Source organism: Enterobacter cloacae complex sp. HYC074_NIDB, assembly GCF_056673345.1.
Genome location: NZ_CP114214.1, coordinates 4006500 through 4028240, shown reverse-complemented (window position 1 = coordinate 4028240; position 21741 = coordinate 4006500). Strand labels below are relative to the sequence as shown.

The following is a 21741-nucleotide window of genomic DNA, read 5'->3' as shown; positions in this document are numbered from 1 at the left end:
CATGACGAACGAACAGTCGGGGGTTAAAAAAACACAGGCAAGAGCAGAGCAGGCCCTGAGGGAACTGATGTTATCAGGGGAGCGTATCAGCCAGTATGCTGTGGAAAAACGAGCGGGGCTGGCAAACGGCACCCTGAATTATAACTGTCCTGAGTACAGGCAGGTCAGGGAGGCTATCCGCAGTCTGAAAAAAACGTGCCAGGGCACCGCGCCGGTTGATGAGCAGGGCATTGAGCAGCAGATCAAGCTGAAAGAAAAGTATCGCCGTCAGAGAAATGAGCTGAGGGAAGAAATCAAAAAGATGATGGCTGAAAATGTAGAGCTGTTACATAACCTTATACTTTTACAGCAGTATGTCAGGGAGCTTGAACGCAACACCGGGAGGGAGAAAGGGGACGTCATTCCGTTCTCGGGTGGTGTCAGGGACTGAGGCTATACTGAACGGAAGGACGCGAGGTGAATCGCCACAGGTTTAACAGACACCTCAGAGTCATTTAAGATGACTTAAAGAGAGGTGCCCATGAGCGGTAAGCGTTATCCTGAAGAGTTTAAAATTGAAGCAGTCAAACAGGTTGTTGATCGCGGTTATTCTGTTGCCAGCGTTGCAACGCGTCTCGATATCACCACCCACAGCCTTTACGCCTGGATAAAGAACTACGGTCCGGATTCTTCCACTAATAAAGAACAGTCAGATGCTCAGGCCGAGATCCGCCGTCTTCAGAAAGAGCTGAAGCGGGTTACCGACGAACGGGACATATTAAAAAAAGCCGCGGCGTACTTCGCAAAGCTGTCCGACTGAGGTACGCCTTTATTCGTGACAACACCTATTGCTGGCCTGTTCGCCTGCTCTGTCGGGTGCTGGATGAACATCCCAGTGGTTTTTACGCCTGGCTTCAGCAGCCGCATTCACAACGCCATCAGGCAGACCTGAGACTGACAGGACAGATTAAACAGTTCTGGCTGGAATCGGGATGCGTCTATGGTTATCGCAAAATCCATCTGGATCTGCGGGACAGCGGGCAACAGTGCGGAGTGAACAGAGTCTGGCGACTGATGAAACGTGTCGGGATAAAGGCTCAGGTCGGATACCGGAGCCCGAGGGCATGTAAAGGCGAGGCCAGTATCGTGTCGCCCAACAAGCTCCAGCGACAGTTCAATCCGGATGCTCCGGATGAGCGTTGGGTAATCACAGCGTGGTTTCCTCAAACCCTCGCTGTGAATTAACTGAAATACTTCATTGAAGCTGTAACCAAACAGTTAACTGAAAGAATGAGCCCGCAGAGCATTGCACAGCGATGACACCATTTGTTGAGCTTCACCGTTTTCGCATACAACCGTCCGGAATTTGGAAAAGCACTGTCTTTTTGTACTGACCGATCATGATTAAGTGACACCTCTTCGAAAAAGAGAGCGCGATGAGCGATTAATATATGGCTCGAAAGACAATTATGTTGGGCTTTTATGACCGCTGTCAGAGGTATTATCTTACCCGGACGGCAACAGGGTCGGAATGTCATCAGCGGCACTGTAACAAGCTATCCGCCATCTTAAATATCTGCAGGTCCTTGCACCGAGTATGCACACCAACCGACAGAGTGATTTGACCCAAACTGGTGGATATTTTGCAAAACTATTAGCCTCTTATGACCGGTCTGCAGCCTGATATTGAGGAATTAGTGCGCTTTCATGGAATGCCTGCCGGGATCGCAAGTACGAACCCCCGGTACTGTTACACTGAATGTGCTCAGTCCTGTATCAGATTGTATTTTTCAGCAACTCAAGAACAACCCTTATTTTATCATTGTCACGTTTGTAGTACGTCCAGGGACCGATGCGCTGAGAAGTAACAAGTTGTGCCCGTTGAAGAGCTGAGAGGTAAAGAGAAACGGTAGACTGTGAGAGCCCGACCTTTTCCTGAATGATACTGACACACACACCGAACTCGTCCGCATCAGCATAAGGCTGATGGAAGTGTATTTTCGGTTCCTTGAGCATATGCAGAATTTTTCTTCTAACAGGGTTTCCCAGCGCCTTAATCACGTCATTCAAATCAATATCAGGCATAAACTCTGTCACTTGTCGCATTGAGGAATTGCAATGTTACGATACTTCTCTACGTTAAGCATCAGCTTTTGAAAAGCTGATGCTCATAAGAATGGTTAGCCAAAGGCGGGATAATCTGTGTAGCCTTTTGCCGTTCCACCATACATGGTTGTTGGATCGACCGGATTCAGTGGCCATTCATGATAAAGGCGCTGCGGTAAATCCGGATTAGCTATGAACGGGCGGCCAAATCCGATAATGTCTCCCCAGCCAGCACCGATAATCCGTTCGGCTTTTTCTTGCGTATATCGCCCGGCATACATAATTACACCGCTGAATAACTTACGGACTTCAGCTCTGAATGCTTCAGGCAATTCGGGAGCATCATCCCAGTCGGCTTCAGCAAGAGAAATATAGGCTATTCCGATTTCTTCAAGAATTTTAACGGCTTCGGTATAGGTTTCATGGGGATCATCTTCCACCAGGCCAAGATAGACCCTTACTTCATCCGTGGTCTGAAAGAGCGGAGCAAAACGGACTCCCACACGGTCTTTACCGACCACATCAGCGACAGCCTGCGTCACTTCGCGCAGAAACCGCAGCCGGTTATGTAATGAGCCACCATATTCATCCTCTCTTTTGTTGCTATGGGATGACATGAACTGGTTAACCAGGTATCCATTTGCACAGTGAATTTCCACACCGTCAAAACCGGCATCAAGGGCGTTCTGAGCTGCCCCGGCGTACATCCTGACAATCTCACTAATTTCCTCTTTTTCCAGTGCGCGGGGGCAGGAAGCGGTAGCCAGCGCACCCTCTCCCGGCCCGGTTTCGATGAATACCTTAACGTTTTCCCCTGCCGGTATCGCCGACGGAGCGACAGGCGAGGCGTTACATGGCTGCAGGGAGTTATGGGATACTCTTCCGACATGCCAGAGCTGGGCAAAAATGATGCCTTCTTTTTCATGCACTGCCCGCGTCACTTTCTTCCAGCCTTCCACTTGCCGTGAGCTGTAGATCCCCGGGGTCCACGCATAACCCTGCCCACGAGGTTCGATTTGTGTTCCTTCGGTCACCATAAACCCGGCACTGCTGCGCTGTGCGTAATATTCAGCCATCAGTTCGTTCGGAATATCACCCGGTTGTGAGCTCCGTGAGCGGGTTAAAGGCGGAAGTACAACACGATTCTTCAGGGTGTAGGGACCTAGTCTGGTGGGAGAGAACAGGTTTTTCGTCTTCATTACATATCCTGATATAGCGAATTTTCAATATCACTGAAACGCCATGTCTCAGCATTTACGACCTGGCATGTCGTCGTTCGGCCGATGTAGCCGCAGAACCACGACACTTTATTCCACATATTGAGATTTACCAATATCTAGATTTATAAAAATTATGATCGGATGAGCGGAACGGGGGGGTTGCCTGATGGCTCACAGAATCGGCATCATGAACCTAAATGGTTCTGATAATGTTATCGGAGATCCTGAACGGGAACGGTATGCGTCACGATTTTAATGACTATGTTGCATTCATGGCAGTAGCACAGGAGTGCAGTTTTTCACGGGCTGCTGTCCGCCTCGGGATCTCGGCATCCACGCTTTCACACACGATACGTCGTCTCGAGGAGCGCGTTGGCATGCCGTTACTTATGCGTACAACCAGGCGGGTGGCTGTCACCGAAGCCGGTAAACAATTATTACTGACGCTTGAACCCGGTCTTGCGCGCATTGAAGCGGGCGTGACAGCTCTTCAGAGACTGCGCCATACACCGGCTGGGCTGGTCAGACTTACGGTATCAGATCACATGATTCATGAATGTCTCTGGCCACGATTGTCACCGTTACTAAAAAAATATTCGGATATCAAGGTGGAAATGTCGCAGCAGAACGGTTTTGTCGACATTGTTGAGGGCAATTTTGATGCCGGAGTCCGAATTGGTGATGACATATTAAAGGATATGGTGGCCGTCCGAATCGCACCGGACATACGGTTTGTCGTCATTGGATCGTCCACCTATCTTGCAGAAAGAGGTCTGCCGCTACATCCCTCTCAGCTGGAAAAACATGACTGCATCAATATACGTCTGTCACCCACAGGCCCGCTGTATGGCTGGGAATTTGTCAGGCAGGGGGAGATTGTGAAAAAAGTGGACGGGCAGCTTACTTTTTCAAGCATTTATCCAATGCTTCAGGCAGTAAAAGATGGCTACGGCCTGGCCTACCTGCCGGAGTCTTCTGCCCTGGCGGGGATTGAGGCGGGACACTATTGTCGGGTGCTTGAGGACTGGTCAGAGGCTTTTCCCGCCGACATGATAATTCCAATAATGTCCATTACAGGCTCCGGTAAAGATAATACCGACACCTTACATGAGAAAGGCAAAAGCAATATAACCTGCTGTGCTCCGGATTTTAAGAATGAGCGGTTTACGTAGCAGGATGAGCAGTTCGAACCAGAAATTTCGTTACTATTGCTAAAGTAAAACCTGATGACCTCTAATCGTAACGGAGACCAATATGACTTCACAACTGAACTGGCAGGCCCCGGCTATCAATCGCAAAAAAGTAGGTGACATGACTGTGACCATGCTGAGTGATGGCTATCTGGACGTATCTTTTGAGCTGCTGTCTGGTATTGACGGCTCACGTGCCGAGGATTTACTGCAGAAGCGCGGTGTGCCAGCAGTACCCCGTATTAATATCAACGTCTACGTTATCCAGACGCCTGAGCGAACCATCCTGATTGACAGTGGTGCCGGAGGTATCAATGGCTGGGGCGGTCGGCTTCAGGTAGCCCTGGCCGCGGCAGGCATTGACCCGCTTCAGATTGATACCCTTCTCCTGACTCACGCGCATCCTGACCATATCGGCGGGCTTGCAGGCCCCCTGCAGACTCCCGTTTTCCGCAATGTTCAGCAGTTGTTTGTGCATGAGAAAGAACTCGCTTTCTGGCGTGATGAAACCATTTCCGCTGGCGCGCCTGACGCATTCAAGCCGTTCTTTGAAGTAGCAAGGAACGCCTTCAGCGCTTATGACGACAAACTGGTGCCATTCCGCGAGGAAGCGATTTTACCAGGTATTCAGACTGTACCGCTGTTCGGCCATACACCAGGACATACCGGTTATCTGCTGGGTGATGAAAAAGAGTCGCTGCTCATCTGGGGTGATATTGTTCACTTCCCGCACATTCAGGTTGCTCAGCCTGACGTTACTATCGCGTTCGACAGCGATCCTGCGGCGGCGGCGGCCATCCGTAGCAAAGTGCTTGACCGCGCAGCGAGCGATAACCTGGCTGTCAGTGGTATGCACTTCAACCTGCCTACTACCGGTAAGGTTATCCGTGAAGGTAACAGCTTCGCACTGAATTACGACCTGTGGTCACCCGCAGTCTGATCACCTTCCTTCCCGGTGCACACAATAGTGACCGGGAAGATCCCCTTTCATATCGCCCGACAAGAACCCACCTGCAATACTATGAATATCACTGCCTCACAAAAAAATGGCTCATTACTCTTGCGCCCTGGCTTTTTGTATTCCTCTGGAGTCAGGGTTTGTCGCAGCCAAATTTACCGTGCAGTACAGCGCGCCGTTTCATCTTTTATTCCTGCGTGGCGCATTTTCCTGTCTGGTCCTTCTGCTGCTTACACTGGGGTTCAGGGCCCGTTTTCCGTCCGGCAGAGGAATGGTTCGCAACCTGATTGTCGGACTTTTCCTGCAGAGCTTCTTTCTGGGCGGATGCTTTTATGCCATCCATCGTGGCATGCCGTCAGGCATTGTGGCGCTCATCACCGGCCTGCAGCCGGTACTGACTGCAATACTGGTTTCACTCATGCACCGTCAGTCCCTGCATCCCCGGAAATGGCTGGGTATTGCGATTGGCTTTGCGGGCGTTTTCCTGGTGCTCTCGCCAGGCCAGCATAGTTTTGCACTGGATCCTGTGGCTTTTGGGTCGGTCATGCTGGGGTTATTTGGCGTAACGATCGGAGCGCTTTATCAGCGCCGTGCTCAGGGAGATGGACATATCTTTGCGAACACGTTTTTACAGTACGTCACTTTGACAATATCGATGGGTGCAATTAGCCTGATGTTCGAATCTGCTCCGACGCAGTGGAGCTTATCATTTGCGCTGGGTCTGGGCTGGCTGGTTATTGGCGTATCGGTTCTGGCGATTATGTTGCTGATTTTTATGATACGAAGCGGTGAAGCAACCAAAGTCGCTACTTACTTTTACCTGGTTCCCATTCTCACGGCAGCTGAAGCGTGGTTGCTGTTTGGAGAGGCCATTACATTGCCCATGCTTGTGGGTATGGCAATAACTATAATCGGCCTGATTTTTGTCATCCGGGAATAGACAACCGCACGCGTCGCTGTATGCTTTTGTATATGGCGACGTATAATAGCGGTCAAAGTCAAATTCCGGATGAATATGCAAACAGTCAGCTTTTCCGATTCTCCCGTTGATGATCTCCTCGCTGAGCTTCTTACCCTGGCACGCTCCCGTTTTCCACTTCCCTGCGATTGCCTTCGCGCAGAACAGACGCATCAGGTAAAGAAGTTCGAGGTGGAAGGTGCGACCCTTTCCTTCCCGCTGGAAGGAGAATTCCGGTATCGTGAAAATGAGAAATGGCACCGGGTGATCCCGGGCGAGATTATGGTCGTCCCGAATGCCCGTAGCATCGATATAGAATATGCCCCTTCAGAACAAAGTGGTGAGTTTGTTGCCCTGAGCGTGGTGCTCGCGGAGGAACAGCTTGAAGCAGCCAGGCTGTTACTTGCCGCACCACCACCACAGGACACCGGCAGCATCGCAGCCATTTCCGTATCAGCTCTTCTTTCACCCCTTAACCGCTGGACAGCCGCAATGCGGGAAGGGAAGCGTCCGCTTTCCCTGCACGCCATGGTTGAAGTGGTGCTCTGGCTTTATGGCATGGGATACCATGCTTTGCTGCGAGCCCGGCAGCCAAGTCTGGCCATGAAAATCCGTCAGATGGTAGCGGACAAACCGGCTCATCCCTGGAGTGCTGCTGAAATTGAAGATCTGACGGGACTCAGTGGCCCCACGCTTCGGCGCCACCTGGCCAGTGAGTCAACCAGCTTACGCTCAGTTATCGCCGATGCACGTATCGCGGAGGCTCTCCGCCTGCTGATGACATCGACGCTGCCGGTAAAAACGGTCGCGGGGCGGGTGGGTTACAATTCACTATCGAGCTTCAGCAAGCAGTTTTCTGAACGCTATGGAATCGAACCTTCAGGGTTCCGCTGACTTCAGTTCGTTCAAGGTACACATTGCGTCCCTCGCACTTCAGTAACTTGCGTGGATCTTTCGAATATAACGGAAGATATTGGCCGGCATTGCGTGTAACCGGTTCAGGAGTTCTCATCGTGACGGGAGAGCTAAATCGGTACGGCTGTTGTTCTCAGCTATAAGAACAACTGAGTATCTGACCAGCTGTCTGGTGCTGGCAGCAGCATGCAGTGCAATCGGTCAGGCTCAAAGGAACTGACCTGATGTCAGGTTATAATTTCGGACACATCATAACCCCAGAAGGAGACAACTGTGGTTCATGTTTTCATTATCGGTGGTGCAGGCAAAATCGGCCAGCGTCTGTGCAGGATCCTTTCAGGTAGGGGGCATGCTGTTCGTGCCCTCTACCGTAAGCCAGAGCAGCAGGCATTGCTAGGCGAGCTGGGTGCTGAGCCCGTCAGTGGGAGCCTGACAGAGCTGGATGCAGCTGCGCTGGCGATGCACTTTGCAGGTAGTGATACAGTGGTGTTTACTGCCGGTGCCGGCGGTAAGGGGGGACAGGAGATGACCAATGCGGTCGACGGCGAAGGGCTGAAAAAGTCGGTAGCTGCCGCCCTCAGTGCCGGTGTGTCTCGCTTTCTGCTCGTTTCTGCATTCCCGGAGTCCGCACGGGGAGAAACCACTTCTGAATCATTCGAAAATTATATGCGTGTTAAAAAAATGGCCGATGTGGAACTAGCACAAAGCGAGCTTGACTGGGTGATCCTGCGCCCCGGCGCGCTGCAGGATAAGACTGGTACGGGTTATGTACGTGCCGGCCTGGCCATCCCGTATGGTAACGTGCCCCGTGATGACGTGGCGGCTACGCTGGCTGAACTCATTGAGCAACCTGCCGTCAGCCGCGTCATCATTGAGCTGACGTCTGGCGATGCTCCTGTCCGTGAAGCCATACAGAAGCTGGCGGGCCGATAAAAGGCAGCGCACGTACCAGCAGGCTGCAGGCCCCCAGGCGTTTACAATAAACTTTCCAGCCAGTCGGTAAACGCCCGTACTTTTCGGGAGAGATGGCGGTGCGGATACAGAAGTTACAGTTTGCGATTCGGGGACGTATTATCTGGCAGAACCTCTACCAACAGCCCGCGATCGAGATAAGGCTGCAAAAAAATATTCATGCCCTGTAGTATTCCCAGCCCCGCCAGGCCTGCTGCAATGTAGGCTTCTGAGTTATCCACGACAAGCCTGCCTGGAAGTTCAATTTCGGTGGAGCCCTCTGACGTCCCGAATGTCCAGGGCATAACTTGTCTGTTGCTGCTGTTAATCCAGTTGACGGCCTGATGCTGCTGCAACTCGTCCATTGTTTCCGGGGTGCCGTGTTGATCAAGATACGCAGGACTGGCGCAGGTCGTCATTTTAACGGTTCCCACCTCCTTTGCGATATAGTCGCCATCGTCCAGCTCCCCCACCCTCAGTATGCAGTCCAGGCCATCATGCAGCATATTCCGTCGGCGGTCTGAGCTGCTCAGGATAATTTCAATTCCGGGATGCTGGCGATAAAAATCAGGCAGGTTGGGTATAACAAGTAAAGCCGCAAACGCGACAGGCATATCTATGAGCGAATAGCGGGCGTCAAAATGATAGCGACAGGAAAGTTCTGCCATATTAAACATAACAACCCTTGGGCGCACCGCCGCAGGCGCCCTCAGCACGTTTCTGCGGCCTCCCGCCTGTTTCCGGCACCTTTCAAACGCCCCTGATGATTTCTGCGCGTCTGCATGGCTATGCAGTGAGATCTGCTCTCCACCGATTAGTGCATGCAGATTTTGGAAACGTCCAATTCTGGCACGAAGCGGTCACCCCGGCGGGGTGCAGTCCGCTGTCAGCGAAAACGGACATTGAGCCAATCAAATAATCTGTGCCAGAATTTGTCATTGAGGCTAGTACTTTCGAGTAGATCTATTTCCCGCCCGTACTCTTAAACTCATCTATCTCATCCTTCTACGACTTATTACCGGGAATATAAAACCCCGCCGAAGCGGGTTTGGTAATTTGAGTTTTTCTCAGGCGGCCATCTTTCTGCATTGTTCGGCGCAGTGATGACAAGCGCTTGAGCAATCCTGACAATGGTCATGTTCATGCTTTCCACACTCGTCACCGCACTTCTGACAAACATCAGCGCAAAGACGGCAAAGATCCTGGGCAGACCCGCTATTTAGTGTCATGAATTGAGCTGCAAGACGGCAGATATTTGCACACTGCATATCCAGTTTTATGCACTCGCGCATCATCTCCAGATTCTCTTCGTCGAGACACGAAGCCGCACAGTTATCACATGCCGTTGCACATAGATAACAGGCTTCGATGCATTTTTTGTATTCGTCTAACATAATTTCTCCTTAGCTAAGGTTACGTATTAAGCATGGAAGAGATAACTGATTATTCAAATTTTGAATTAGTTAATTACCTTTTCAGCATTTCATATCATTGATTCAAAGTGCATCTCTAGGGTTACCTAATTCACCTATGTCTACTTCTGGCACAATGCAGAAATGAGATAGATTTACTTTATCCGCTTCTCGCTCAAAGCTGTCCGTAATCCCTTGCCTGCTTAAAAAAACCGGATTAACGTGTGATGTTTTTACGTTTTCCAGGCAGCCTTCATCGGTAAGTACCTGTCTTACAGACTTCAATGCACTTAGTTAAGAAACATCCTAATCGTCCTTTCGCCGATCGCGAGATCTGTTATGGCAGCTAAACTCGATTGATACCCCAATCCGCGGGGCAGCATTTCCTTTCCGCACGCAAGAAGGAGAAGATCATGAAAGCAGTAATTTACAACGGTCCTTATGATGTAAAAGTAAAAGACGTACCGGATGCGAAAATTGTCCGCCCCACGGATGTACTCGTCCGCATCACCACCACCAACATTTGTGGGTCGGACTTGCACATGTATGAGGGCCGGACCAGCTTTGAACAGGGACGGATTCTGGGTCACGAAAACCTGGGTGAAGTGGTCGAAATTGGCTCAGGCGTTGAACGTATTAAGGTGGGCGACTATGTTTGTCTGCCGTTTAACGTGGGATGTGGTTTTTGCGAAAACTGTGAAAAAGGTCTGACCGGCTTTTGTCTCACTACCAATCCGGGTACGGCAGGCGCAGCTTATGGTTTTGCTGAAATGGGTCCCTGGGAGGGAGGTCAGGCGGAACTGCTTCGGGTGCCATTTGCCGACTTTAACTGCCTTGTTCTTCCCCCTGATGCGGCAGAAAAAGAAGATGATTATGTGATGCTCTCTGACATTTTTCCTACCGGCTGGCATGCAACAGAACTTGCCGGATTGAAGCCTGGTGAAAGCGTGGCCATTTATGGCGCGGGGCCGGTCGGTTTGATGGCAGCTCATTCGGCGATCATTAAAGGTGCTTCACAGGTGTTTGTGGTTGATACGCACACAGACCGGTTGGCTCTGGCTGAAAAAATGGGGGCGACGGGCATCAATGCTACTGGCGATGAAGCTGTACAAAAAATTCTCGACCTGACGGATGGACGCGGTACGGATTGTGGCTGCGAATGTGTTGGCTATCAGTGCTGTAACAAACATGGCCATGAAGATAACTCTGTTACCATGAACAGTCTTGTTGCGTCGACGAAAGCAACCGGGGGAATTGGTGTGGTTGGCGTCTTTATTCCTCAGGATCCGGGGGCTGAATCGGAGCTTGCCAGAGAGGGTAAGATGCCATTTGATTTTGGGAGTTTCTGGTTTAAAGGACAGGCAATCCGTACCGGCCAGGCGAACGTTAAGGCCTATAACCGTCAGCTGTCTCGCCTCATCCATCACGATAAAGCCAGTCCGGGCAAAATAATTTCTCATCGTCTTTCGCTTGAAGAGGCTCCTGCCGGATATAAGCACTTCGATGAGCGGGATGAAGGATGGACGAAGGTTATCCTTAAGCCTTAAATAGAGTTATCCGGTATGAGAAAGCAAAAACCGGGAAAGAATGTATGACTTTTGACAGGGTGCAATAAAATATCCTGTCAGGGCGTTATTATTCATACTTTCAGCTGCCAGGCGCTTCCATATCCAGACTTGTTCCCTGATTTTGCCGACGAGATAGCAAAATTAATACATTCAGGAGGAGGCATCTGCGGTTGATCTGTTCCGTATTTATTAACGCCCTGTGCTGTAAGTATTGTCTGCCTCTACCACATAGCAGACATGTGCGCAGGAACGGTCCGCTATGAGCGAAAAGCGGACTTCCGGTCCTTGCGCAAACTCCCGTTCCGAGAAGTTGCAGTTCACAAATCACCTGTTAAAGAAGGTATGGTAGCCCACAGCATTAATTTTGCTTCCATCTTCAGTCAGACTGGCCGGTACCGGCTTCCGATAAGTTTCGTCGGCTGAGGCCCGCTAAAGTAGAGAGGTCAAAAAATAACCTTGACGTACAATAATTTTCGATATCCAAACTGACCCCTAATTAGGTGGACACCTGATGACTGACTTAAAATTTCTATCACGCCAGCGTTACACATCCGCAGTCGCATCTTGCGGGGTTCAGCGGGGTGTTGCAGGCGGACGTGCACGTGCGGACGCCCTCTGACACCACGACCGAAGCGCTGTGCCGTATCGGCGAGCTGTATGGCATCGAGGCGGGCATCCGGGGCAAAAGCGCGGCGGAACGGCTGGCCATTCGGCAGGAAAAAGCGGTACCGCTGCTGACCGCGCTGGAGGGCTGGCTGCGTGAAAAGCAGAAAACGCTGTCACGGCACTCGGAGCTGTCGAAGGCGTTCGCGTACGCGCTGAACCAGTGGGATGCGCTGAAATTATACCTGCGGGAGATTACTGATACAGAACACGCCGGGAATGTGCCGCCATTGACGCAATGACGACACAGCCCTTTTTAACCGTTCCGTGAGAGTTCCCTGGCAATATACTGTGCGGTACGGCTTTCTTTGACCTGCGATACCTGTTCGGGAGTTCCTGCGGCAACCAGGCGTCCTCCCTCATGTCCCGCTCCAGGACCGATGTCGATAACCTGGTCTGCCTGAGTAACCGCCCGCATATCGTGTTCAATCATTATCACCGTATTTTCTGCATCAACAAGCCGCTGCAGCTGCACAAGGAGGCGGTCGGCGTCTGAAGCATGCAGGCCGGTTGTCGGTTCATCTAGGATATACAACGTGTGGCCACGTTGGCTACGTTGTAGTTCGGTTGCCAGCTTGATCCTTTGCGCCTCCCCTCCGGATAACTCGGTTGCTGGTTGTCCCAGACGCAGGTAGCCCAGACCAATTTCACTCAGCAGACGGAGGGGACGAGCCACTGGTTCTTCAGTCGCAAAGAACTGACTGGCTTCATCCACCGTCATATGCAGGACCTCCGCGATATTTTTGTCCTGCCAGCAGATCCTGAGAGTATCCCGGTTATACCGCGCGCCATGGCAGGTCGGGCACGGTGCATACACGCTCGGCATAAACAACAGCTCCACGCTGACGAATCCTTCACCTTCACAGGTTGCACAGCGGCCTTTTGCCACATTGAAAGAGAATTGACCCGCATCGTAATGATGGAGTTTGGCGTCAGTCGTTCCGGCAAAGAGCTTACGAACAGGATCAAACAACCCGGTATATGTCGCCAGGTTTGAACGGGGGGTCCTGCCTATCGGTTTCTGGTCAACCTGAACCAGACGCTTTACCAGTCCGGTATCACCGGTCAGGGTACCGTACGTTTTCTCCGTTACGGATGGCCCCTCAGCGTCGCTGGCTTCGGAAAGCACGTCTTCTGGCTCACCGCCAAGTGAAGAAAGCACCAGTTCCGGTAAGGCCTGGGCAATCAGACTGGATTTACCGGAGCCAGAGACTCCCGTCACGGCTGTCAGCACACCCAGAGGAATATCAACATCGATCCACTTAAGATTGTGGCGATGGATCCCCTGCAGTTTCAGCCACCCGGATGGGATACGGGCAAAAGATTGTGGTGGCCGGACTTCATCAAATAAATAACGCGCGGTACGAGATTGGGTGACGGCTTTCAGATCTTCAGGAATACCACTGTAGAGAACATGTCCTCCCTGTTCACCAGCCGACGGTCCCACATCAACAAGCCATTGCGCCCGTCGCATCAGGTTAAGATCATGTTCAACGACAAACACCGAGTTGCCGGCATCACGAAGGTTCTCAAGCGCATCGTAAAGCGCTTTACTGTCTGAGGGGTGCAGACCCGCAGACGGTTCATCAAGAACATAGACCACACCAAACAGCATCGAACTGAGTTGCGTGGCAAGACGCAGTCGCTGAAGCTCTCCTGCAGATAGAGTTGGGGTTGCTCTGTCCAGCGTAAGATAACCCAGCCCCAGCTTCTGCAACTGATACAACCGGGCCATGACACCACCGGTCAGCCGTTGTGCCGCCAGTCGTTTCTCTTCCGATAACGCCGATGTCCGGCAGACATCGGCGTTATCGGAATGGACCGCTTTTCCGGATGCAGCACGCTCTGTCAGATCCCGACGGGTGATATCCCTGTCGGCATCTGCGCCGGCGTGGTGGGCACTGAAATCCCCCCGGGAGATTGGAAGGAGCAATTCCGCCAGCTGGTCTAAGGGCATCTGCATAAATTCACCAATGTCCACACCGGCAAAGGTGACGGACAATGATTCTGACTTCAGTCTTTTCCCGTGACAGACCGGACACAGCTTGCCTTCCATAAAACGGGAGACTCGTTTTCTCATCAACGCGCTTTGCGTGCTGGCGAAGGTATGTAGCACATAACGACGTGCCCCGGTGAAGGTCCCCATATAACCCGGCGTCATTTTTTTCCTGACGGCTTCGCGCGTATCTTCCGGACTCAGTCCCGGGAAAACCGGTACAGTGGGGGTGTCTTCGGTAAAAAGGATCCACTGACGGTCTTCCGCTGGCAGATTTTTCCAGGGAGTGTCGATGTCATACCCCAGCGTCACCAGAATATCCCGCAGATTCTGTCCGTGCCAGGCCGGGGGCCAGGAAGCAATAGCCTTTTCACGGATACTAAGTGAGGGATCGGGCACCATCAGTGTTTCAGTTACCTCATAGATATGGCCCAGACCATGGCAAGAAGGGCATGCCCCCTGCGGCGTGTTGGGAGAAAAATCCTCGGCATACAGCATCGGTTGTCCGGCAGGATAAGCGCCCGCCCGTGAGTACATCATTCGCACCAGACTGGATAAGGTGGTCACGCTGCCGACAGAGGAGCGCGCGTTACTGGCACCGCGTTGTTGCTGAAGCGCAACGGCTGGCGGCAGTCCGTCAATGGCATCCACATCCGGAACCCCGACCTGATCAATGAGGCGACGAGCGTAGGGGGCAACCGATTCAAAGTAGCGCCGTTGCGCCTCAGCATAAATGGTGCCAAAGGCCAGTGAAGACTTACCCGAGCCTGACACACCCGAAAAAACAACCAATGCGTTGCGCGGAATGGAAACATCCACCTCTTTAAGGTTGTTCTCGCGAGCACCGCGAATCACAACTGAATTGTTGTCGTCAGTCAGGATGGGATGATAACCGAAAAGTTTCTTTGCCATAGAATTTCCTGTGCTAGGTGTGTCCGCTCTTAATAAGGCCACCTCTTGTGACGGTATCTGGTGTGCCGGACCGCTCGATCAGAAAGCCCGTCGAAAAAAGCGTTTGTGTGACTGGAAACAGATTGCTGAAGCTGGGCCCGGTGGTACCATGTGGGACACCGCTGAAGTTTCAGCGGTACCCTGCGGATCCGCCTTCTGTATGAGAACTGGCTGGCGGCGTACCCGGGACCGGAGATTTGGCTCCCGTGATAATGCGGGCTCCCCGGTACGCGACGCTGTGGTTCCAGACCCAGCTGATGGCGACACTCAGGCGGTTTCGGGTACCAATTAAAAAATACAGATGAATAATGCACGTGATTTCATATGTCATTTCCTTTCATTACAGTTTTAGACCCCATCAGACATCTGCCTGGCAGAGTTAACGGAGATAGGAGCGGACTATCGAAATGGTGTCGTCGATTGACCTCTTCTGCGACTCATTTCGTTTGCCCGTATCGGGGAATTCCTCCCGAAGATAGCTTTCCAGAACAACCGCCATCAGGTCGTTAACGGCTCCCTGGACTGACCCCGCCCCGGTAGACGATCCTGCCCTATAGTTTGAGTATAGGAGGAGCGTATGGGCACACCACGATTTACACCTGAATTTAAGGAAGAAGCCGTCCGTCAGATAACGGAACGCGGTTATTCCGTCGCCTAAGTATCTGAGCGTCTGGGCGTCTCTGCACACCGCCTCTACAAGTGGCTACGGGCTATCAAACCTGATAACAGCGAGCAGCATGCCCGGGATTTACTGGAAGCTAAAAGCGAGATCCTGAAACTCCGGGCGCAGCTAAAACGCACCGAAGAAGAACGGGATATCCTGAAAAAGGCCGCGCGGTACTTTGCAAAGGAGCCCGACTGAAGTACCGCTTTATCAATGAGCACCGAACTGTATGGGGTGTGATGACGATGTGTCGGGTACTGAATGTCGCCCGGGCCGGGTTCTATGCGTGGCTGCATAACCCTGTCTCGGCGCGTGATAAAGATAACCAGCGCCTGCTGATGCTTATCCGCGACTCATATTCCCTGAGCGGAGGCGTATACGGTTACCGGCGGGTTCATGGCGATCTGAACGAAATCGGGGAAACCTGTGGTAGAAACCGGGTGGGTCGGATCATGCAACTGGACCGGATTAAAGCTGTGCGCGGCTATAAAGCGCCACGTCGTATCGCTGGCAGGCCTTCAGTCGTTGCTCCTAATCTCGTGCAGCGGCAGTTCACCGTTGTCCGGGCCACCCAGGTCTGGGTCACCGATATTACTTATATCCGCACCTGGCAGGGCTGGCTGTATCTGGCGGTGGTTATCGATCTCTTCGCCCGTAATGTGGTCGGCTGGTCGATGAAACCCACTCTCTCACGCGAACTGGCGCTCGACGCGCTGATGATGGCGGTCTGGCGCCGAAAACCAGACAGCGAGGTTATCGTACATAGCGATCAGGGCAGCCAGTACGGCAGTGACGACTGGCAGCGCTTCTACCGGGCCAATAACCTGGCGCCGAGCATGAGCCGGCGTGGCAACTGCTGGGATAATGCGGTGGCCGAATCGTTCTTCAGTTCGCTGAAAAAAGAACGGATCAGAAAACGCATATATAAAACCAGGGATCTGGCCCGGGCGGATCTTCGATTACATTGAAGTCTTCTATAACCGGTCCCGGCGCCACAGCCACCTCGGCGACGTCAGTCCGGAGGCCTTCGAACAGGCCTCGTCGTGAGGACAGGATTTGTCTACAGGCGTGGGGTCAGTCCAAACTATAGGGCAGGATCGTCTACCGGGGCGGGGTCAGTCCATCAACGGCTCGGAAGTGTCTAGATTATCCGTGGCGATTCAGTTACAGTACATCTCAGGTCTGCAGGGTTCAGGCCCTGTTCAGGCCTGAAAATTAAGCACATTTTCTGAGGCTGGAAATCAACTCATGCTGACAGCCTGAGCCTGTTGGCATGGTAAGCAATGTGCTCACCAATAAAGCTGGAAATGAAATAATAGCTGTGGTCGTATCCAGTATGATATCGGAACGACGCATTGAGGTTCATCTCATTGCATACTCTCTCAAGGATTTTGGTGCGCAGTTGCTCTTCATAAAAGGCGTCACTCAGCCCCTGATCAATGAAGATTTCTGGTAATTTTTCACCCTGTAAAATGAGGCTGACTGGATCGTAGGCTTCCCACGTTTTTCTGTTTTCACCCAGGTAAGCGCTAAATGCCTGTTGCCCCCATGGCACCTGAGAAGGCGATACTATCGGGGAAAATGCTGATACGCTCACATATTCACCAGGATTTCGCAGAGCCAGCACCAGAGCACCCAGCCCTCCCATAGAATGACCGGATATAGATTTTCTTGCCGTTGCAGGAAAATGATTCATGACGACATCCGGAAGCTCTCTGAGAATATAGTCATACATCCTGTAATGAACATTCCACGGCTGTTCCGTCGCGTTCAGATAAAAACCGGCCCCCTGGCCAAGATCGTAACTGTCGGCATCCGGGACATTATTACCCCGGGGACTGGTATCCGGGACAACAACGATGACGTTATGCCGGGCTGCATAATGCTGCATACCTGATTTGGTGATGAAATTCTGCTCAGTACAGGTCAGGCCCGACAACCAGTATAGTACCGGCAGTTTTTCTGTTACTGCTTTGGGAGGAAGATACACACCGAAATTCATTTCACAATTAAGGGATTGTGAATAATGCCGGTACACGTTTTGCCAGCCGCCAGAGCTGGCATGCTGCTCAATGAGTTCCATCAGCCGTTATCTCATGGTTATTTCCCCTGACCGAAGCCAGGGGAAGTATCTTTAAATCCGGACGTCAGATAAACGTATACGCCGTGATTTTGTTACCCGCCGGATCCCGCAGGTAGGCAGCATAGGCCCCGGGAAGGTGACCACGCGGGCCAGGTTGACCTTCATCAGCTCCACCGGCGGCAAGGCCGGCAGCATGGAAAGCATCAACCTCTTCCGGGGTGGCAGCAGCGAAGCCGACAGTCACCCCGTTAGCGGAAGGTGCTTCACCGTTGCCCGGACGGGCAATGATAAATGCCGGCTTTTCGCGGCCATAGAGTACCCAGCCGTTGCCAAACGGGCCGAGGTTATTGATACCAAGCGTGCCCAGGACGACATCGTAAAATGCGGAGGATTTCTCGACATCGGCTGCGCCAATGAACACATGAGAAAAGATGCCGTCACCAGAAATTACCGGAGTTGTCATTTTCCACTTCCTTCAGTTTGAGTTGATTAAAATTCTGATGGGATCAGTAATGAATCACTGTCCGGATAGATTTGCCTTCATGCATAAGCTCGAAGGCGTCATTGATTTCATCCAGTGTCATCGTATGGGTTACAAATGGCTCAAGGTCAATATCCCCCTTCATGGCATCCTCGACCATACCGGGGAGCTGAGTGCGGCCTTTTACTCCGCCAAACGCGGAACCTTTCCATACGCGCCCGGTGACCAGCTGGAAAGGACGGGTGGAAATCTCCTGTCCGGCCCCTGCGACACCAATGACAACGGACTGCCCCCACCCACGGTGAGCACTTTCCAGCGCTGCACGCATGACGTTAACGTTACCGATACATTCAAAGGTATGGTCAATACCCCACTTGTTGATATCCAGCAGAACATCTTTAATCGGTTTGTCATAATCATTCGGGTTAATGCAGTCAGTGGCCCCGAACTGACGGGCCAGGTCAAATTTTGTCGGATTAGTATCGATAGCGATAATACGTCCCGCTTTTGCCTGACGGGCCCCCTGTACCGCAGCCAGACCAATTGCCCCCAGACCAAAAATGGCAACTGAATCGCCCGGCTGCACTTTAGCCGTGTTATGGACGGCGCCAATACCGGTAGTCACGCCACAACCCAACAGGCAGACGTGTTCATGGTTCGCCTCCGGGTTAATTTTTGCCAGAGAAACCTCGGCCACAACGGTGTATTCACTGAATGTGGAACATCCCATGTAGTGGTAAAGAGGCTGACCGTTGTATGAAAAGCGAGTGGTCCCGTCAGGCATCAGTCCTTTGCCCTGAGTCTCGCGAACCGATACACAGAGGTTCGTTTTACCGGACTGGCAGAATTCACACTCCCCGCATTCAGCGGTGTAGAGCGGAATAACATGGTCACCCGGCTTCACACTGGTGACGCCTTCACCAACTTCAACGACGATACCGGCTCCCTCGTGGCCGAGAACCACCGGGAAAACGCCCTCAGGGTCATTCCCTGAGAGGGTAAAGGCATCGGTATGGCAGACACCTGTGTGGGTGTTTTTAATCAGCACCTCGCCTTTTTTAGGCGGAGCAACATCAATTTCAACAATCTCCAGGGGCTTCCCTGGTGCAAATGCAACAGCGGCACGTGATTTCATACGTAATATATCCTCAATGTAATAATGGCCTCACCTATTTAAGATAGGCACGAACCAGCTCAATCGTATCGTCAACTGATTTACTGACTTCATGACTGTAGCTGTCATTCTGGTCAAAGGTTTCCCGTATGTGGCTCTCCAGCACCTCTGCCATCAGTCCGTTAGCGGCGCCCCGGACGGCGGCGATTTGCTGGAGAACGGAACGGCATTCAGCGCCACTTTCAAGTGCTCTTTCCAGAGCATCAATCTGACCCCGGATACGGCGAACCCGGGTTAGGACCTTTTTTTTCTCTTCAGGAGTACTGGGCATTGCTTACCTCACTGCTCTGTATTTCTTATACTATAGGGGAGTATTACATTAAGATCAACACATACCCCACTATAGTATAATAAATATATCAGAGCACCGGTAATGACTCCAACTTACTGATAGTGTTTTATGTTCAGATAATGCCCGATGACTTTGTCATGCAGCTCCACCGATTTTGAGAACGACAGTGACTTCCTGCCCAGCCTTGCCAGATGCTGCCTCAGATTCAGGTTATGCCGCTCAATGCGCTGCGTATATCGCTTGCTGATAACGTGCAGTTCTCCCTTCAGGCGTGATTCATAAAGCGGCCAGCCATCCGTCATCCATACCACGACCTCAAAGGCCGACAGCAGGCCCAGAAGACGCTCCAGCGTGACCAACGTGCGTTCACCGAATACGTGCGCCACAACCGTCCTCCGTATCCTGTCATACGCGTAAAACAACCAGCGCTGGCGTGATTTAGCGCCGACGTAACCCCACTGTTCGTCCATTTCCGCGCAAACAATGACGTCACTGCCCGGTTGTATGCGTGAGTTTACCGACTGCGGCCTGAGTTTTTTAAGTGTCGTAAAATCGTGTTGAGGCCAACGCCCATAATGCGTGCACTGGCGCGACATCCGACGCCATTCATGGCCATATCAATAATTTTCTGGTGTGTACCGGGCTGAGAGACGGTGTAAGTGAACTGTAGCTGCCATGTTTTACGGCAGTGAGAGCAGAGATAGCGCTGATGTCCGGCAGTACTTTTACCGTTACGCACCACGCCTTCAGTAGCTGAACAGGAGGGACAGCTGATAGAAACAGAAGCCACTGGAGCACCTCAAAAACACCATCATACACTAAATCAGTAAGTTGGCACCATTACCCGAATTACCAGCGTCTGCTCTTGGCACGGAGCGGACCTATTTACTGAGCCGAAGGTCCGCTCAGACTAACTCATTAAAGCCTGGTTGTTTTATCGCATCATCAGCCGTGTTCTGAAGCATTAGCTATGTATCTTCAGGGATGCTGATTTTCCCTCTGCACCAGATAAACCAGAATACAGTTTGATGTCGGTCAAAAAAGACAGCTTTAAGTGCATGAAATGAATAATGTTTCTTGAATGCTGGCAAAGCACTGGGATCGTAGTGTTGATTATTAGACGATCGGTCAATATTATTTATTGACGACTTAATGACTGAACGGTAAACGCCCGGACAAACGAGGTGAACGTGTTTAAATCTTTATTAATCAACAAAACAGATGGACGCTATAGTGCGCAACTTGCTGAAATCGCTGAAAGTGAACTACCGCAGGGGGATGTGGAGGTCAATGTTGACTATTCATCCATCAACTACAAAGACGCACTGGCCATTACGGGCCGGGGCCCAATCGTCCGACGCTTTCCCATGGTGCCCGGCATTGATTTTACCGGTACAGTGTCCGCCAGTTCACATCCCGAATATCAGGCCGGAGATAAGGTTCTCCTGACCGGCTGGGGTGTTGGGGAAAAACACTGGGGCGGACTATCCGAAAAAGCACGGGTAAATGGAGACTGGCTGACGCCGCTCCCGGCTGGCGCTAACGGCAAACACGTAATGGCAATCGGAACAGCTGGGTTTACCGCGATGCTGTGCGTAGACGCACTTCTGAATCATGGTATTAAGCCTGAAGATGGTCCGGTACTTGTTACCGGTGCCAGCGGCGGCGTCGGGAGCATTGCGGCCATGATCCTTGCATCAATGGGGTACCGCGTTACGGCGTCTACTGGACGCCCGGAAGAGGCTGCCTGGCTCTATAAAACGGTCGGTGTGGACGAGATTATTAACCGTTCCGAGCTCTCCTGTCCCGGAAAACCGTTACAGAAAGAACGCTGGGCTGCCGCCATTGATACAGTCGGTAGCCATACGCTCTGCAATGTATGCGCCGGGGTGCGTTATGGCAGTATTGTTGCAGCCTGCGGCATGGCACAGGGGATGGAACTAATGGGGAATGTGGCTCCGTTTATCCTGCGTGGCGTCACGCTGAAAGGGATTGACAGTGTCATGTTCGCGAAGGAAAAAAGAGCGGCGATCTGGCAGCAGGCGGTACAGTATTTACCGGAGTCCAGACTGGATAGCCTGACCACCGTTTATCCGCTGAGTGATGCCATCAATGTGGCCGAAAAACTTCTGAGTGGCGGAATTCGTGGCCGGGCAGTAATTCAGTGTAGCTAATGAAGT

General features: G+C 51.9%; 17 protein-coding genes and 4 pseudogenes. 11 read left to right on the top strand and 10 right to left on the bottom strand.

Translation table 11 applies throughout. From position 1 onward, the window contains the following. The first annotated feature begins 1 nt into the window (after position 1). Together O1724_RS19595 and O1724_RS19590 are read left to right on the top strand one after the other, a co-directional pair. Positions 2-430 (top strand): hypothetical protein, encoded by a 429-nt coding sequence (locus O1724_RS19595; protein WP_017384060.1) that lies wholly within the window; start codon positions 2-4, stop codon positions 428-430. 90 nt (positions 431-520) lie between these two features. Beyond that, positions 521-1209 (top strand): annotated as a pseudogene (locus tag O1724_RS19590) (IS3 family transposase); the annotation flags it as partial. 546 nt (positions 1210-1755) lie between these two features. On the opposite strand, the gene O1724_RS19585 reads toward O1724_RS19590, so the two are convergent. Both O1724_RS19585 and O1724_RS19580 read right to left on the bottom strand, forming a co-directional pair. Continuing rightward, positions 1756-2064, bottom strand: a complete 309-nt coding sequence (locus tag O1724_RS19585) for an ArsR/SmtB family transcription factor (RefSeq protein ID WP_032415288.1) — start codon at positions 2062-2064, stop codon at positions 1756-1758. 95 nt (positions 2065-2159) lie between these two features. Continuing rightward, entirely contained in the window at positions 2160-3284 is a 1125-nt protein-coding gene (locus O1724_RS19580; protein WP_023279877.1) for an alkene reductase, read from the bottom strand. Positions 3285-3544: 260 nt separating this feature from the next. On the opposite strand from O1724_RS19580, the gene O1724_RS19575 reads away from it, so the two are divergent. From O1724_RS19575 to O1724_RS19555, 5 genes are all read left to right on the top strand, one after another. Next, positions 3545-4477, top strand: a complete 933-nt coding sequence (locus O1724_RS19575) for a LysR family transcriptional regulator (protein WP_158002126.1) — start codon at positions 3545-3547, stop codon at positions 4475-4477. Positions 4478-4559: 82 nt separating this feature from the next. After that, complete coding sequence (locus O1724_RS19570; RefSeq protein ID WP_017384065.1) at positions 4560-5435, top strand: MBL fold metallo-hydrolase; 876 nt, start codon at positions 4560-4562, stop codon at positions 5433-5435. Positions 5436-5541: 106 nt separating this feature from the next. Further along, a complete protein-coding gene (locus O1724_RS19565; protein ID WP_023279882.1) occupies positions 5542-6393 on the top strand; it encodes a DMT family transporter in 852 nt (283 codons plus the stop codon). A 75-nt stretch (positions 6394-6468) separates the two neighbouring features. Continuing rightward, a complete protein-coding gene (locus tag O1724_RS19560; RefSeq protein ID WP_023279881.1) occupies positions 6469-7305 on the top strand; it encodes a helix-turn-helix transcriptional regulator in 837 nt (278 codons plus the stop codon). A 294-nt stretch (positions 7306-7599) separates the two neighbouring features. After that, on the top strand, positions 7600-8259 hold the full coding sequence (locus O1724_RS19555) for an SDR family oxidoreductase (protein WP_007897903.1): 660 nt from the start codon (positions 7600-7602) through the stop codon (positions 8257-8259). Between the two features lie 41 nt (positions 8260-8300). Here O1724_RS19555 and O1724_RS19550 read toward each other — a convergent pair. Then, a pseudogene (locus O1724_RS19550) lies at positions 8301-8897 on the bottom strand (LysR substrate-binding domain-containing protein); the annotation flags it as partial. Between the two features lie 447 nt (positions 8898-9344). Continuing rightward, positions 9345-9671, bottom strand: coding sequence for a four-helix bundle copper-binding protein (locus O1724_RS19545; protein ID WP_022649401.1), 327 nt, complete (start codon positions 9669-9671; stop codon positions 9345-9347). Positions 9672-10102: 431 nt separating this feature from the next. Between O1724_RS19545 and O1724_RS19540 the strand changes: the two genes are divergently transcribed. Continuing rightward, positions 10103-11236 (top strand): glutathione-independent formaldehyde dehydrogenase, encoded by a 1134-nt coding sequence (locus O1724_RS19540; RefSeq protein WP_022651297.1) that lies wholly within the window; start codon positions 10103-10105, stop codon positions 11234-11236. 569 nt (positions 11237-11805) lie between these two features. Further along, positions 11806-12105, top strand: a pseudogene (locus O1724_RS19535) (IS66 family transposase); the annotation flags it as partial. A gap of 71 nt (positions 12106-12176) precedes the next feature. Here the strand turns inward: O1724_RS19535 and O1724_RS19530 are convergent. Next, a complete protein-coding gene (locus O1724_RS19530; protein ID WP_012561117.1) occupies positions 12177-14828 on the bottom strand; it encodes an excinuclease ABC subunit UvrA in 2652 nt (883 codons plus the stop codon). Between the two features lie 616 nt (positions 14829-15444). Between O1724_RS19530 and O1724_RS19525 the strand changes: the two are divergent. Continuing rightward, positions 15445-16578 (top strand): annotated as a pseudogene (locus tag O1724_RS19525) (IS3 family transposase). Positions 16579-16777: 199 nt separating this feature from the next. On the opposite strand, the gene fghA reads toward O1724_RS19525, so the two are convergent. The 5 genes from fghA to O1724_RS19500 form a co-directional block, all read right to left on the bottom strand. Next, complete coding sequence (fghA, locus tag O1724_RS19520; protein ID WP_012561110.1) at positions 16778-17614, bottom strand: S-formylglutathione hydrolase; 837 nt, start codon at positions 17612-17614, stop codon at positions 16778-16780. A 64-nt stretch (positions 17615-17678) separates the two neighbouring features. Beyond that, a complete protein-coding gene (locus tag O1724_RS19515; RefSeq protein ID WP_012561111.1) occupies positions 17679-18077 on the bottom strand; it encodes a VOC family protein in 399 nt (132 codons plus the stop codon). 43 nt (positions 18078-18120) lie between these two features. Then, positions 18121-19230 carry an S-(hydroxymethyl)glutathione dehydrogenase gene (gene frmA / locus O1724_RS19510; protein WP_017384070.1) on the bottom strand — a complete coding sequence of 370 codons (1110 nt, stop codon included), beginning with the start codon at positions 19228-19230 and terminating at the stop codon, positions 18121-18123. A gap of 34 nt (positions 19231-19264) precedes the next feature. Further along, positions 19265-19540, bottom strand: a complete 276-nt coding sequence (gene frmR, locus O1724_RS19505; RefSeq protein ID WP_017384071.1) for a formaldehyde-responsive transcriptional repressor FrmR — start codon at positions 19538-19540, stop codon at positions 19265-19267. Between the two features lie 113 nt (positions 19541-19653). Then, positions 19654-20351 (bottom strand): IS1 family transposase gene (locus O1724_RS19500; RefSeq protein ID WP_223195083.1). Its coding sequence is split into 2 segments (ribosomal slippage): positions 19654-20102 and positions 20102-20351, totalling 699 coding nucleotides; the frame shifts between segments, so codons are not numbered across the junction. Positions 20352-20751: 400 nt separating this feature from the next. Between O1724_RS19500 and acuI the strand changes: the two genes are divergently transcribed. Further along, entirely contained in the window at positions 20752-21735 is a 984-nt protein-coding gene (acuI, locus tag O1724_RS19495; RefSeq protein ID WP_023280857.1) for an acrylyl-CoA reductase (NADPH), read from the top strand. Positions 21736-21741 lie beyond the last annotated feature (6 nt).